Below are 15,317 nucleotides of genomic sequence, written 5' to 3' on the forward strand. Positions count from 1 at the left end.
GCCTCGCCCTTTTTTTTATGTCCTTTTATTCCTCCCAAAACTTATAATGTAGCTTTTCTATTTCTTGCTTAGAAGGAGAACCGCCAAAATGTTTCTCGGCTAATAGTTCAAGTAACTTGATTCTTTCACCGTTTTCCATTTCTTCAATGGCTTTCATAATCTCAACAGCTTTCATTTAAACCACCTCAGTGTTAATAAACATTTGCCATTGTCTCTTTAATAGCATACTAGAATACTTACTTTCAATCAATTCTAGTAATTCTATTTTCTTTTCTTCATTCAGTTGTTCTATTAGGTCCATAACTTCTTTTTTGATGTCATGTTCTAAATTAGTGTATTGTTTACTTCTCATTGTTACAGTCTCCTTTATTGTGTTGTTTTTTACTTGCTATTTCCATTATCAATTCTAATTTTCTTTCAGCAGAGTATCTATTATCATAATTACGCATGTAATCCCTTAATACATATTCAATAACCTCTGAGTTATGTAAAAGTTTCTTGATTGGGCTTTGTGAACTTAGTTTTCTTTTTAATTCCTCAAATTCCATTAGAAACTCTTTATCACATCTAAATCCACTTATAACAAACTCTTTTTTCATATAGAACGCCTCCCCCATAAAAATATAGCAGTTTTTATAATAAATTGCAACAAAAATATTTACAAACTAACACAAAGTATGGTATATTTATTAGTTTAACATAAATCAAATTAACTCAATTTAAGTTATAATCAGTTAAGTTAAGTTAATATTAACTAACATACTAATCCCCCCTCAGCAACACTTGTGCAAGAAAAAGATTCCAAAAAACTGGTGGAAATTTTTTATTCAGGTGATATAGTTTAGATTGTGGCGATTTCCTTAACCACCCTTCCAGTTACTTCCACTAAAAGGTTTTAAAAATAGTGTGTATATTTTGCAACCACTAGACACACCCCCTGAGACACCCCCTCCCCCCCTGTGTACCCCTTGCCCTTGTGTGGCGATGATTGGCTATTCAGGACATGAGGCAATGACCGTTCTATCATGCATTGATTCATTGTTTCTTCTCATTCACTTTTGATTGTCACTTTTGATTGGCTTTCATGCCTTGTTGCTGTGCTTCTTGTTGTTCACTGTCATTTGTGTTGACTTTTGACAGTATGATTGGTGGGGTGCTGTGGTGTGCCCGCTACTGTGGTGTTGTGCTGTATGTGGGGGTATGTGTATGTGTAGTGGTGTATATAGTGGTGTATATAGTAGGGTATATATGAGGCCCTGTATAGTGGTTATTTAATGCGGGGTATGCATAGGTAGGGGTAATATAGGGGTAGGGGTTTTTAAGCCTGTATAGGGCTTCTTTTTTTTTGGGATACTTCTATATAAAAAAAATGTCCATATAAAAAAGTTAAAAATTCATGATGTAACAGAAGGTATACTTCTAGCACACCGTTTTCTGACAATTACAAGTTCACTGTTACCAAGGAATTTTCCTAATCAAAGTTGTAACAAAAGGTTGTAACGAAATAAATTTAGTGATATAGTGTGTAACAAGACTAATACATAACATTCCGTTACAAATAAGGAGATACTATCCATGAGTACAGTTTGGGGCTATTGCCGAGTAAGTACAGCTGGTCAAAACTTAGATACACAGCGACAACTATTAAGACAGCATGATGAAAATATTAAATTGATTGAGGACAAGGCAACAGGAAGGAATAAAGAACGAGAAGGATTAAATAAACTAATGGAGAGGCTACAAGCTGGTGACACTCTTGTTATTACCCGTATAGACCGCATAGCCCGTAATGTAAAGGATTTACTTCTAATAGCTGAGGAATTAGAATCTAAAGATGTCACCTTCGTTATACTGGATTTAAAAGGCGATAGGGTTAATACATCTACTCCAATGGGGAAATTTATGATTACTGTGCTAGGTGCTGTTGCCGAACTTGAAATAAATACACTAGATGAAAAGCGTAAAATGGGTATGCAACTTGCTAAAGAGAATGGAAAGCATATAGGAAGAAAAGCTGATCTAACACTAGATGATCTAGCTGTTAAAGAGGCAATTAGAAAGTATAAAGAAGGGAAAATACCTGTTACTATGATTTGTGAACAGCACAAAATAAATCGAATGAAGTTCTATCGACTATTAAAGAGGCATGGAATTACAAAAGAGAGTAACTAATAAGGGGGCTGAGTGATCAGTCCTTTTGTTGTGCTAAAAAATATTTTGGGGGACGCTGTGTAAAACAAGCGTACAAGTGTTATTTGACCAATCCTGACCAACTACTAAACCTCAGAAATGTAGACGTGTCAACAAAGTGTAATATTACACCTATTGTGCAAGGTCCCTTTCTGAATCTCGTAATACCATTCCTACACGTAAGATAGCCCTTTTTGGAAAAATATACGTCCCTCTTAAAGACACTCCATATGTGAATAAAGTCGATTTATCCGACTTTACTACTTTATTGATCTCTTTTAGTTTCTACAAGAAAATAACCTCGTTTATTTATAAAGTTAGCACGTTGTGTTTCACAACTTACTAAATTCCGTATCTCCTTGCCACTAATACTTACTATTCCGTCTACGTTAAGTTCCTCCTTCCAGCGTTAATCACAAATTTGATACTTTGTTAATCACAAATGAAAGTCACAACCATCTGTGATGTAATAAGAATCACTATAATAATAATCATTTAATAAGATAAATATGTAGCGGTCCTAAATCAATACTAAAATGCAAGTACATAAGTGCAGACCTCTTTTAATTCCTTTAAATAAGCTTACAATCACATATGGTGTTACTTGTTGGGCTATGAGAATGTAGTGATAGCGTAGAGTAAAGTCATATAGGGTGTTACTTATTACTTTAATAGTCCCTAAAACAGGGATTAAGCCCCTTTAATAATCCTTCATTCAGGGATTAAGCTTTTGCTGACAAATCCCTCAGGTTCAAAGGTAATATTCAGACAATTCAACAACCTCTAACAAACACTTATATATCAAGCTTTCATTGGTGTTTTCATAATTGTAATACAACTGTAACATTAAAAAAACCTGTAAAGTGAGGGTGTTTCACCCCTATATAAGTATATTAAATAAGATAACTAAGATAGACAGTAATAAAAGATTAAAAGAATTACCTAACGGGTTCGGAACTAAAGTTCCTCACTAATACTACTAAAAGAATAACTAATCTATAAATGATAGCTATCAAATAATAGTAATAGAGTATAAAGATTTGCAATGAATGAACGTAGTGAATGAATTGGCGTAAGCAATAATAACCTTAACTAAAACAAAGTCCATACTAATAGCTGTACTTGAATAGATACATAATATAGATAACTGAATAAGATTCATTTTTTCCCTCTGACTTTTTGTCAGGGGTTCTTTTTTTGTCTATTTTTAGCGATAAAAAAAGAGAAGTAAGCTTTTCCCTACTTCTCAGACTATCCTTTATAGTGTATCTTCATTTCAATTTCTGCTTTGTGATCCCCCACTCTCTTATACTCAATATGATCAATAAGGGAAGTTAATAGTTGGTTTATTTCTTTTGTCTCTAGGTCAGATGTCCCTTCTAACAACTGTCTCAGCCTGTTTACAACCGCCTGTAACTCGTCTAACTTCTCACCTTGCGATTTAGTATCTAAGCTTTCTATTTGTGCCTCTAGGGACTCTTTTTGTGCCTTTAGTTGCTTAATCTCTTTCTGTGCCTCTTCTTCTGTGTAAATCTCAGCTATAAAGCCCTTTTGTACCTTTTTAATACTAGCCTCAATTTTTTTAATACTAGCAACTAATAAAGCTTTCTGATCTACAGGATTAACAGCTTCATCTTTCTTGATATTCTGCTTTATATCTTCAAGATACTGTTCTAGCTGATTAACGAACTGACCAAACTTAGCAAAGAATACTTGTTCAAACAAATCTAGTCTAACACCTTTATTTTGACAAACAGTGTATTTAATGCCGTCCTCACCATAATTCCTAGTTTGACAAGAGGTGATTCTTACTTCTTTCCCTTTTCTTCTTTGAAAACTGTGAGTCCTTCCACAAATAGAACACTTTATTAAGCCCGTAAATATAACCTTACCTATTCTAGCGGCTGGGGGCTTAGACAATCTACTCTCTCTAATAAGTCTAACCCTTTCCCAGTCATCATGATGTATAATAGGTTCATGGGCGTTTTCTATTATAATCTGATCTTCTTCATTACTCTTTAGCTGTTTTGGTGTACCTGACGGCTTTTTCTCTATCTTAGAGACTCTTGTCTTGCCATATATTGCCGTACCTTTGTAAACAGGATTAGAAAGTATAGTAGAGATTCTTGCCTTATTCCATTTTGTACTTGATGGGGTTAAAATTCCTTCTAGTTCAAATTGTCTTTCTATGTCTGTAGAGGATTGTCCTGACAAGTATAAAGAATAAATCCTTTGAATTAGTGAAGCATTTTCATCAGGTACTAGCTTTTTTGTTTCTTGATCATAACTATACCCAAAGGGAGTTTTACCGCCAGCCCAATTACCCTTTCTTGCTGAGTCTCTTTTACCTCTTACTAGTCTTTTCTTAGTTTGTTCATATTCCATTTTAGCAACAAAGGCATATATTGTACCTTCAAAAGCGTCACCATCATTGTTAAAATCAAAAATCTTTTTTTCTGTTATCAATAATACGTTATACTCTTGTAGGATAGCTTGAATTTCTTCAAAGCCCCCTTGTGACCTTGTTAATCTATCCTGATCAGTCACAAGTACAGCGTCATAGTCATACTTTTGTAATCTACTGACCATTTTATTATATTCAGGTCTTTTATTATCTTGAGAAGAACCAACTTCTTTATATACATCATATTCCCAATTATTTTGATTACATATTTCTATTAGATGATGTAATTGTTTCTTTAAGGCTTCCTCTGTCTCATCATCCCTTGATTTTCTGCTATAAATTGCGACCTTTTTAATTTGATGTTTAGCCTTTGTAACGGCTGAGTTCATTTCAAATGTATTCAGTGTCATACACCGCCTAATTACTAAATATTGTTGATATATCAGTATCTTAGCACGTTTCTAAAAAGGTTGCAATATAGTTTCTGTTTATAAATTAACAAAAGATGCTACACCCGAACAACTAAAGGCAGCCGGTATAGGTGACCACTATGTTAATCATGACCATGCGCTATTCTATCATGATGCTTCCGGCAACCCTTGGACTGCCGCTTATATTCAAGCAAAAGGTGATCCAATTGCTGATCTTTATGAAGATATAGCAGCCGAGGAGAAAGCAAGAGCGACATACCAATGGATCATCAATATGAGTGATGATCCTGATTTAAATGATAGTCTCCGTTTTCTAAGAGAACGCGAAATCGTACACTCTCAACGTTTTAGAGAAGCAGTTGAAATTATTAAAGAAGATCGCCAGCAACGAAAGATTTTTTAATTATGTTTTTTCTTATATAGACAAAAAGATACCTCCTTTATTTAGGTATCTTTTTGTCTATTTATTCTTTTAAACAGCTTTAATTTTTGACTAATTAGTATATTTTTCTGCAACAACCTATTTTTTACTTAGCTTGATGAAATAAATTAATATCATAGGTATTTTTGATTGTATTATATATTTCATGACGGACATTCCAAGTCTCACTATTTCCGAATAGATCTTTGCTTTTATCGATAAATTCACAACGAAGATCATGGAACTCCTTTTCCGCTTTATCCCTTTTTTGCCTAACGACATTCATATATCCAAAAGCACCTATAATTAATAGGAGAATATATAAATTCAACGTTTCTTGAACATACACAGAAAACATGACTGCGAATGAATGGGAATACGGGATAGCAATGTGCTTATACAACCAAATGAAATAACAAAAAGCAGCAAAGATTGTAAACCACATAACCAGTAAATGCCTGTTTTTTAACTTATCATATTTTTCTTTTTTCTCTATAATTTTCAGCAAAACTTTTTTTGTTGTTCCATCTAACTCATAGCTTTCAGGGAAGATCGAGCGTTCCATAGTCACTCCCTCCTTTAAATAGCACATGTTAAATTTATAAATCTAACACTTAAATCATGCTTTATTTAACTATATGTAGATAAAGGACAAGTTAGAATAGAATTATTATGGTTCGATTACAATTTTTAACGTTTGCCCGAGTTGAACCTGATCTGATGTCATATTATTGGCTGCTTTGATTTTTTCCATCCCATTTCCACTAGGATAATATTTTAATGCAATTCGATATAAATTTTCTCCTTTTGCTACTGTATGATAGACAATCTTTTCTTTAGAATTAGTTTGCTGAGTGTCTTCTTCCGTTTTCTTTTCTTCTTCCTTCGGTACATTATTTACCGGTTCCTCAGAATCAGTCTTATTTTCTTTGGATTTATCCTCTTCTTGTTCTATATCATTTTCTTTTATATTATCTGTTGCTATCTCTTCTTCTTCAACTGTTGAATTACTTTCTATCACTATATCCTCTTGTTCATCCCCCTTATCGTCACTGGGTGTTTCATCATTATTATTCATTCGATTTTCTTTTTGAATATTAACATTTTCAAATAACCCAGTCGTACTTTCTGTTGATAAAAGATTGGAAAAATCTTTCCCATTTAACAAACTATTTATTAATAATAAGGTTACTGGTAATAAAATAAATAAAAATGCTAATAAGCTTATTACCGGTATTTTTATTTTTTTCTTTTTATTCTTATGAACAGTACTTCTTGAAGGTAAAGACGATTCCTTCTCTTGGAGTTTTTCTGTTGCTTCTTCTTCATTTGTCACTTTCTTTAATCGTTGTTTCTGTGTTTCTGCTTGAACCCTGTATGGATCTTCTTTTTTCATAAACATCCCATCCTTACAATTCCCCATAATTTCCTAAACATAAAGTGAAACTTCCATCAGTGGGGTTTTCCTTCCTCCCCCCACTGATGGTTAGTTAAGCCAATCGGACTTTACGGACAGTTGATCTCCCACCTATTCCTCGTATCCTCATAAGCTTGAGGCGGAAGTCTTACTGTCCATTAAGAGTGGGATAAAGCAGCTGCTTCACAAAGCGTACTCTTTTTATCTTTAACCCTTTTGAAATAAATTGAACCGAATAATACAGCCAAGCAGGAAATCGATAAGAAAATGCATGATGACTGTAACCCAAAGATTTTCTGTCACTTCAAATAGCACACCAATTCCAATACTTACTAATACTACATTGGTAAATAAAAACGGATTAAATAAATAGCGATAATGCAGAATGGCAAAAAGGAGACAGCTTAATAACAAACCTATATTTGACTGTATTACCCCTCTAAAAAGTAATTCTTCGCTAAACGCTACAATTAATGCTATGAACGCAATATGTAATGGATGTCTATTTTGAAAAACCCGCTTATTCACACCGCCATCATCATGGTACTGTTCAGTAAAACGACGCATTAATAAAATATCTATCCCTACTACTACTAACCCAGCTATAATACCAATGATAAAATCTGTTCGTTCATACTTAAAAACTTTAGTAATGGGGGGGTTCGAATGAAAAACGATAATATGCAGAATAAAAGCTACAATTATGAGTATAACCTGTGTCATATAAACATTTTTTAATAGTTCACGGTCTGTCAATTGGTTAATTAATGCTGTATATTTTGCTTTATTCATCGACATTGCCTACTTTTTAATATTTAAAATAAAAGCTAACTGTTCCTGCCAATCCACCTGTACTTTATGTTGATTGGTGTTTCTGCTGTTAAAGAAAGCAGATAAATCCAATCCACATCTATCACAGCAATTTTCTTTGTCTTTGCTTTCGTACTTTTCTCCGAAATAATCCATTATATACATTCTTCGACAAGATGCAGAATGTAACCAGCCAATAAGCTCTTGGACTTTTTGTTTTTTTTCCGTTACGCGCTCATTCCTAAAATTATTATACATTTCAAGCGAACTCAATAATTCTGGTACTGTTTTATTATTCGGTTCCAAATAAGACTCCAACACACGCCACTGTGTTTCTGTAAATAACATTTCTAATTGGAAACCTTCTTTTTTCTGCCAAGCTTCAAAAGTTGGATATTTTTTCAGAGATAATTTCCATTTATTTATTTGTAATTCATCTGCTAACTCTGACTCGATTAACTGATAAGCAATCCACTCATCCCCAGGAGTGTAGAGAATGAATGAAACACTCTGACGCCCATCTCTTCCCGCTCTACCAATTTCCTGTAAATAAGACTCCAATTGTGTTGGCAGATGAAAATGAATAATGAAGCGAATATCTTCCTTATTAATCCCCATACCAAATGCACTAGTAGCACAGATTACGTCTAACTGTCCTGTTTGAAATTGCTGCTGTACTAGGATTCGATCTTCCTGTGACATCCCGCCATGATAAGCCATCATGCGTTTTGAAGATCTTTCCTTCAAAAAAGCTGCCGTTTGTTCAGCCAGCTTTTTACTGGAGAAATACACAATCCCTTGTCCATCTAGTTTTTGAATATAGTCAAGAAGCTTTTCCATTTTTTCTTGACCGTGTACTAACTCTTCAATATTAATCGCAATATTGGGGCGATCAACGGAATAAATAATCTCCTCTACCTCATCTAAGTGTAAGGAGTTAATTATATCTTTACGAATCTCTTCCGTTGCGGTTGCAGTTAAGGCTAACGTCAATGGATTATTCAATTTTTGTCGAATATACCCTAATTTTTGATAATCCGGTCGAAAATCATACCCCCATTGTGAAATGCAATGTGCTTCATCGATAACAAAAAGACTAATTTCCATTCTTTGAAGCTTATCAAGAATATATGGTAAGGAAATCATTTCTGGGGAAATAAAAATATACTTATATTGACTAATTTGTCGTAGTACTCTACTCTTCTCTACCGAGGTAAGGAAAGAATTTAAAGCAACAACTCTTTTTTCCCCTTTCATCTTCATTTGTTCTACTTGATCCTGCATCAAAGATAACAAAGGAGAGATAATAATCACTGCTCCCTCCAGAATTCTCCCTGGCAACTGATAACATAATGACTTTCCAGTTCCCGTAGGTAACATAGCTAAAGTATGCTTTTGCTTCAAAATGGATTGGATTGTTTCTTTTTGTCCACTTCGAAAATGACTTAGTTGATAATACTTTCTTAATGCTGCTTCTAAATTCATGAAAAATCACCGTACCCTGCCATCACAGCACGTATTTCAAAATAAGAAACATCTGATAATTGTTGTTTTATTACCTTTAAAGATTTAGAAGATGATTGTTGAATACAAGCTTTTATTTTTATTATGTTTTCGTTACTTACTAAATTACGAATGGGATAGTCAGGGACATTTAATAAAATTTCAATTATATGATCTTCTATTGTACTTTGCTTTAAATTTCTTACCACAACAATATCATCAATACTATAGCCTTTTTGTATAAAATCAAACGTCTTTGCTGTTGACTCTGTTAGTGTAAATGGTTTCTTACTTTCCTTAATCAATTGGCTTAACAGTGGATATTCCTCCTTATTTGATAGGATTTTTTCTATCATAAAATGAAGAATAGCAAGGAAGGATAGCTGATAATAATCTGGATCCATATTCAATTCTAAAGCAACTTGTTCTCCAGTAAGTCCTATTCTATGAATCCCTGTTAATCGGTTTATGAGAATGGAAGGATTCAATTCTTCCTCTTCTAGACATTTAACTAATTCTTGATACAGATAGTGATTGATTTCACTTCTTTCCAAAGAAACAGTATGTAATGTATCTTTTAGCCACAGTTGTGTAACAAGATTTCTCTGGACTGGCATATAACGTATACTTTTTTCCGACAAGTGGGAAGAAACTTGGACGAATAAAGATAATCTTTCCCAAAAGGGGAGTGTAAACGAATGATACCTCCAGCCTTTTAAATGAAGTGATAAAGGATTCGCTTTTAATAACTTATCTAATTCTAGTTTTCTACATTCTTTAATTAAATAGTGATTTTCTCCTGTTTTTTCAAGCCAATCCTCTTGAATCAATTCATACACAACTTGATCCAGTTTTTCTCTTGTTAATACAGGAAATGCCTGAAATAAGGAGGTCAACTGAAAAATATGAATATCTTGGATAGTTTGGGATGATTTTTTTCCATTCAATATATGAAGAATAGAGTATAGTGTCCTTTCTCCATTCATTTTATATAAACAATTTAGAATTAATATTTTTATAAAGGACATATTTTCATCTTCCTCTGTCGTTTGACAAATTTTGTTGAAATTTGTTTGTAACATTTCTTTTATTTTACCATGAATTTTATTGTTTAGTGAACTTTGTAATCATATAATATGTTGATTTTCAAGATAGAAAACGGTTGAGTTTTTGACTATTTTAAGAAAAGTAACTCCGACTTTCTACTTTTTATCTGTCTTTTATATTGAAAAGTTAAAGATTCAGTCTTACAATAAGATAATAGTAAGGAGTATGCTAGTCATGTATATACTCCGTATGAATAACACTGGAGGTTTTTTTACTCATGGCAAAATATACAATTGTTGATAAAGACACATGTATTGCATGTGGAGCTTGTGGAGCAGCAGCACCTGATATTTACGACTACGATGACGAAGGTATTGCTTTCGTTATGTTAGATGATAATCAAGGAACTGTTGAAGTTCCTGAAGTATTACTCGATGATATGTTAGATGCTTTTGAAGGTTGTCCAACAGATTCGATTAAAGTTGCAGACGAGTCCTTTGATGGTGATGCACTAAAATACGAATAATCCCTCTTTATCATAAACAGAGCAGAAAGGATTCCTTTCTGCTCTTTTCAATTCAACTTTTACAACTAACAAAACAAGAAAGGCAGTTCAGAAATTACTGAACTGCCTTTCTCCTATTATGTTATACATTTCTAGATGGGATTTGTTTATTAATCCAGACACCCATTTTTGAGAATACTAGTGCAAAAATTAAAGAAATGATTATTCCCTTTAACAAATTAAATGGAATAATGGCAGAAAGAATTGTTTTTTTCAATATTGTAGTGTCAGTCGGTATATTCATTAATGCATTATAAAATGGCAACATGATAAAGTAATTAAACAGACTTAACAACGCGGTCATTATTAAAACACTTAACCCTAAACCAATTACCATACCTTTTTTGGATTTAATTTTATTATAAATAAAGTAAGTCGGTAAAATAAATGAAATCCCTGCTATAAAGTTTGCGAAATGACCTACTGGAACTCCAGTATCACTTCCTGTAATTAAATAATCTAATATATTTTTTATCAACTCTACTAAGATTCCCGCTGCTGGACCTAAGATAAGCGCAGCAACTAAGGCAGGAATATCACTAAAATCAACTTTTAAATAGCTTGGAAACGGTGGAATTGGAAATTTAAGCATCATCAGCACATAAGCTAAGCTACTCATCATTCCTATTAAAACATACTTTCTTACATTCATTTTTTTCTTCATTTTCTTCTCTCCTTCTTTTTAGGATCCATCTACCTAAGAAGAAAGATTCAGCAATTTATTAAGATGCGGCAAATAAAAAACCTCAAGCCATATTATACTTGAGGGAGTAGTTTAAAGGTACGCACACTTAATAAACGTTCTTATAGAATATTTTGAACGATTGCAGAACCTCCATCTTCTCCCATCCAGACTTTACTGTCGGTTTTGGAATTTCACCAAATCAACCTACCGTAGTAGGGTCACGGACTTTGAGTATATAACTCATCACCGTCGGTCGGGAATTTCACCCTGCCCCGAAGATAGACCAATATTAATTTGTTTACATTAGTTATTATACATTAAACAATAACGATTTGTGAAGAAGTTTGCTTATAACTTCATACATTGTTCACATTTTCACATTATAATTTACATTCATTTCAAAAGGCTGTTTTCGTAAAGTTTGTTGCGATTACCCACAGCCGGAATACACTTCGCTTTCCGTGGGGCTAAGCTTGAGCCTCCTCACTTCGCCTCCGGGGTATCAGACTGTCTCGCTAATCCCCGTGGCATCTTCGTGTATTCCGGCTGCTCCATTTTCCCAACTAATTCTTTTTTCCTATTGAAAAACAACAATCCTTTAGAAAACAGTCTTTCAAAAAGAGTTCACAAAATACTATTACACTTGCATTACTCGATAGTATCTTGTGAACTCTTTTCGCAGAAAATTCTTCCAACACTTAACCTATTTACCTACATAATATACGTTTCTTCCCTTATCGGCTTCTATGTATAATCCTCACTTTTTTCCTCTATAAGATGCTTACTACTTTTTAAATAAATACTTGCTTTTTTATATGGGATGGTTGTAAATTCAGACTCATCCTCTTCCAAGTTTATTTCCATTTCTTTCATACTTCTCCTTATGTATTCCTCTTCCCATTTTTTTTCTTCCTCTTGCACCAAGTCCGCCATAGGAGAATGAATAGGCTCTTCTATTGGTTCTGATACTACTTCCTCTATTTCTTCTTCCTGCTCTGCTATTTTTACAGTCTGTCCTACCTCAACATCTCCTAACACCAAAATTGGATTGATTGCATTTTCTTTTGCAACAGTCCATTCTTTATTATGTATTTCAAAATGTAAATGGACTCCCGATGAATATCCTGTATTGCCCATTTCACCTATTAACTCACCCTTTTTCACCAATTGCTTTTCTTCTACAAATCGTTTGTTTAAATGTGCATAGACTGTTTCCAAATCATTTTCGTGCTTCACAAAAATAACATTTCCATACGATTGAGAGTAATAAGACCTTGTTACAATCCCTTCATCTACAGCATACACTTCAGAACCTAGTTCTCCAGCAATATCTATTCCTTTATGTGTACCGTTCCTTGTATTAAAGGTATCCGTTATGATCCCTTCACTTGGCCAAGTCCAGGCCTTTGTTCGTTCTGATAGGGAGATCGATTGTGCTTGTGAATGTTTCCCCCCTATAAATAATAAACTAATAAACAATAACATTATAGCTGCTATAAGTATTCTCCTAATATAGTCTCCCATTTAGTTATCCTCCTATTCCGCTTGTATTAAAAAGATCATTTCTTGCCTTTAAGAGCAGGAATTGAAGTGAATTCCTCCTTCACTGCTCCTTAAAAATAGAAAAATCTCCTTCTTCCTTACAGGAATACAGATTCGCTCCATGATTTTAGTATGTAAAATGCGTACTTCTAAAAAAACTGTCCCCACTCCCATCTTCTCTTTCAACTTATGAGTACATGTTAATTGTTAGAACTATAGAATATTCAGGAATAAAGTGAAACTTCCATCAGTGGAGGCTTTCCTTCCCCACTGATGGTTAGTTGAACCAATCGGACCTTTACGGACAGTTCATCTCCCACCTATGCTTGAGGGGAGAGTCTTACTGTCCGTTAAGAGCGTGATAAAATGTAATTTCCATTTATTCAAATAAAGCTAAGAAGATTTATCAACAAAAATAACAAAATTTATTTTATGTATTTATACTCTTTTTATTCTATTTTTTTATCTTTAAAAAATATCAAAAAGGAGCATCCGTTATATATTGGATACTCCTTTTTATTATTGCTCTATGTCTACTTTATTAGCAGCAAGTGGAACAGCTAATTCGTTTGTTAGTGATAGTCCACCTACTTCTTTAACCTTGGTATTCTCAAACTTAACCGAAGAATATTTAAATTCCTTTGCTGTTAAAAGTATCGATTCAATAGCATGTAACGTTTTTTGATCTTCTTGCATATTACTTTCATTTGAGAGATGGACAATTAATTGTCCCTTATTCTCATCTTTTGAAACCTTATCAATATCAATAGTATCAGGAATTGATGCCGTTAAACCATGTGTTTCAATATCATCTTCCATTGCCTCAAAAGCATTTTCAATTGAATCATAAGGTTTTTCCCAAGGGACATATAATGGTTGGTTGTCTGATTCACCATTTAACAGAAAGTAAGCTCTATTTTCTAAAGGTTGATATTCTATCGTTGTTTCTTCCCTGTTTCCTAGTACTGCCCCGCGCTTTCCATTTGTATAAAACTCCATTTTCTTCGCACCAATTGTTTGCAATTGTTGCTGAACCATTGTATTAAAAAAGTCTTCAGAGTGAGAACCAAAGTTTGAAAATTCTTGTTTTACATTAACTTCAATATTATTTTCACTAAAATCGTAGGATAATAGCTCTGGACTAATAGGTAAAGAACCACTTAACTGTTTATTTACGCCTATCACTTTCTTCACATTTTGTACATATAGGTCAAACCTAGATAAATGGTTTGGATTGGCCACTAAAATACTAATTGGAACAACTACTTGGACATTTACATCAGGAATCGGATAAGTTAACAATTCCAGATCGCCTACATCTTCCTTATAAATAGCCGTTGAGGTGGGTGATGTTACCATTTCTGCTTGTTGATCTGCTATATCAAAATTTTGATCTGCCTTCTTTTCTGCCTCCTCTGCGCTTTCTGTTTTCATCATCACAGAGTTTTCTGCAGATTTCTTTTCACTATTAAATGAATTGATACTATTGCTATCAAAGAAACTTTGACTAATTATAAATAGAAGCATAATCGTACCTATTGTAGCCAATATAGGCATGAGTCTTCTCGATTTTCGCTCAAATTTCTTTTTTGTTTGAATAGTACGATAGATAAACTCCGCGCTTCGCTCATCTTTTATAGATGGCATATGCTTAAGTACATGTATGATTTTTTCATCATTCCATTTTTGTTTCTGCATAAGGATCCTCCTTTCCATCGTCTTCTAAAATGGTACGTAGTGCCTTTAATGCTCGATGCTGTGTAGTTTTCACTTTACTTTCAGTCCACCCTAATGCTTTGGCAGTTTCAGAAATGGATAGTTCTTGAATATACCTAAATACAATAACCATGCGCTGGTCTACTGTACAATATTGTAATGCATGATAAACACCTTTCACTTCTTCAGCCTGCAGTGCGATTTCTTCAGGAAGAAACCCATCCGCTTTGATTTCCTGTTTGGACCAGTCAAACTTATCCATGATACGTTCTTTCCAATTTTTTTGTTTACGAAAATGGTCTATTGCAACATTTCTGGCAATACTAAACAACCATGTTTTCTCGGTACTTTTCCCCTCAAAGCGATGATAAGATTTCAGGACACGAATATATACTTCTTGCACTAGATCTTCCGCCGTTTCTTTATGATTTACCATGTAAAATAAAAATTGAAAAACGTCATGATGATACTTATTATAGATTTCATCAAAAACGGAGTTCATCTTATTCCCTCCCCCGTTCAATATATTAGTCGTATTTTAATTTAATTAGTTTCATTCATTCGTATGTATATTCTACTTTTCTTT

Annotated in this window: 15 protein-coding genes, 1 pseudogene and 1 riboswitch; of the genes and pseudogenes, 3 read left to right on the plus strand and 13 right to left on the minus strand. The window is 33.6% G+C overall.

Translation table 11 applies throughout. The annotated features are described in order from the left end of the window. Positions 1-25: 25 nt before the first annotated feature. Genes NST60_RS21880 through NST60_RS21890 form a run of 3 tightly spaced genes read right to left on the minus strand, consistent with a single transcriptional unit; the run spans position 26 to position 599 of the window. Complete coding sequence (locus NST60_RS21880) at positions 26-175, minus strand: hypothetical protein (protein WP_341100131.1); 150 nt, start codon at positions 173-175, stop codon at positions 26-28. Beyond that, complete coding sequence (locus NST60_RS21885) at positions 176-352, minus strand: hypothetical protein (protein ID WP_341100133.1); 177 nt, start codon at positions 350-352, stop codon at positions 176-178. It lies immediately after the preceding gene. Further along, the gene (locus NST60_RS21890; protein ID WP_341100135.1) at positions 342-599 is read right to left on the minus strand and encodes a hypothetical protein; all 258 of its coding nucleotides are present in this window, start codon (positions 597-599) and stop codon (positions 342-344) included. The genes NST60_RS21885 and NST60_RS21890 overlap by 11 nt, the downstream gene beginning before the upstream one ends. 976 nt (positions 600-1,575) lie before the next feature. Between NST60_RS21890 and NST60_RS21895 the strand changes: the two genes are divergently transcribed. Continuing rightward, positions 1,576-2,172, plus strand: a complete 597-nt coding sequence (locus tag NST60_RS21895) for a recombinase family protein (protein ID WP_341100136.1) — start codon at positions 1,576-1,578, stop codon at positions 2,170-2,172. A 1,269-nt stretch (positions 2,173-3,441) separates the two neighbouring features. On the opposite strand, the gene NST60_RS21900 is transcribed toward NST60_RS21895, so the two are convergent. Then, positions 3,442-5,004 (minus strand): recombinase family protein, encoded by a 1,563-nt coding sequence (locus NST60_RS21900; RefSeq protein WP_341100137.1) that lies wholly within the window; start codon positions 5,002-5,004, stop codon positions 3,442-3,444. A gap of 76 nt (positions 5,005-5,080) precedes the next feature. Between NST60_RS21900 and NST60_RS21905 the strand changes: the two are divergent. Further along, positions 5,081-5,428 (plus strand): annotated as a pseudogene (locus tag NST60_RS21905) (manganese catalase family protein); the annotation flags it as partial. A 124-nt stretch (positions 5,429-5,552) separates the two neighbouring features. Here NST60_RS21905 and NST60_RS21910 read toward each other — a convergent pair. The 5 genes from NST60_RS21910 to NST60_RS21930 all read right to left on the minus strand — a co-directional run bounded on the left by NST60_RS21910 (position 5,553) and on the right by NST60_RS21930 (position 10,204). Continuing rightward, on the minus strand, positions 5,553-6,011 hold the full coding sequence (locus NST60_RS21910) for a DUF2663 family protein (RefSeq protein ID WP_016203151.1): 459 nt from the start codon (positions 6,009-6,011) through the stop codon (positions 5,553-5,555). A 105-nt stretch (positions 6,012-6,116) separates the two neighbouring features. Beyond that, the gene (locus NST60_RS21915) at positions 6,117-6,842 is read right to left on the minus strand and encodes a LysM peptidoglycan-binding domain-containing protein (protein WP_169188788.1); all 726 of its coding nucleotides are present in this window, start codon (positions 6,840-6,842) and stop codon (positions 6,117-6,119) included. A 228-nt stretch (positions 6,843-7,070) separates the two neighbouring features. Next, positions 7,071-7,655: a CPBP family intramembrane glutamic endopeptidase gene (locus NST60_RS21920; RefSeq protein ID WP_016203153.1), complete on the minus strand. Its 585-nt coding sequence runs from the start codon at positions 7,653-7,655 to the stop codon at positions 7,071-7,073. A 9-nt stretch (positions 7,656-7,664) separates the two neighbouring features. Next, positions 7,665-9,158, minus strand: coding sequence for a RecQ family ATP-dependent DNA helicase (locus NST60_RS21925; RefSeq protein ID WP_016203154.1), 1,494 nt, complete (start codon positions 9,156-9,158; stop codon positions 7,665-7,667). Then, positions 9,155-10,204 (minus strand): helix-turn-helix domain-containing protein, encoded by a 1,050-nt coding sequence (locus NST60_RS21930; RefSeq protein ID WP_341100139.1) that lies wholly within the window; start codon positions 10,202-10,204, stop codon positions 9,155-9,157. The genes NST60_RS21925 and NST60_RS21930 overlap by 4 nt, the downstream gene beginning before the upstream one ends. Before the next feature lie 296 nt (positions 10,205-10,500). Between NST60_RS21930 and NST60_RS21935 the strand changes: the two genes are divergently transcribed. Continuing rightward, the gene (locus NST60_RS21935; RefSeq protein WP_016203156.1) at positions 10,501-10,749 is read left to right on the plus strand and encodes a ferredoxin; all 249 of its coding nucleotides are present in this window, start codon (positions 10,501-10,503) and stop codon (positions 10,747-10,749) included. Positions 10,750-10,870: 121 nt separating this feature from the next. Here the strand turns inward: NST60_RS21935 and NST60_RS21940 are convergent, their stop codons facing one another. From NST60_RS21940 to sigX, 4 genes are all read right to left on the minus strand, one after another. After that, the gene (locus NST60_RS21940; protein WP_101730944.1) at positions 10,871-11,452 is read right to left on the minus strand and encodes an ECF transporter S component; all 582 of its coding nucleotides are present in this window, start codon (positions 11,450-11,452) and stop codon (positions 10,871-10,873) included. Positions 11,453-11,621: 169 nt separating this feature from the next. Further along, positions 11,622-11,757, minus strand: a riboswitch (FMN riboswitch). 460 nt (positions 11,758-12,217) lie between these two features. After that, the gene (locus NST60_RS21945; RefSeq protein ID WP_169188789.1) at positions 12,218-12,997 is read right to left on the minus strand and encodes a M23 family metallopeptidase; all 780 of its coding nucleotides are present in this window, start codon (positions 12,995-12,997) and stop codon (positions 12,218-12,220) included. Between the two features lie 537 nt (positions 12,998-13,534). Continuing rightward, on the minus strand, positions 13,535-14,713 hold the full coding sequence (locus NST60_RS21950; RefSeq protein WP_328019982.1) for a GerMN domain-containing protein: 1,179 nt from the start codon (positions 14,711-14,713) through the stop codon (positions 13,535-13,537). Further along, the gene (gene sigX, locus NST60_RS21955) at positions 14,691-15,254 is read right to left on the minus strand and encodes an RNA polymerase sigma factor SigX (protein ID WP_145999713.1); all 564 of its coding nucleotides are present in this window, start codon (positions 15,252-15,254) and stop codon (positions 14,691-14,693) included. Before sigX ends, NST60_RS21950 begins: the two co-directional genes overlap by 23 nt. Positions 15,255-15,317 lie beyond the last annotated feature (63 nt).

Source organism: Niallia sp. FSL W8-1348 (assembly GCF_038006745.1).
In the GTDB taxonomy this organism is placed as follows: Bacteria; Bacillota; Bacilli; order Bacillales; family Cytobacillaceae; genus Niallia; species Niallia alba.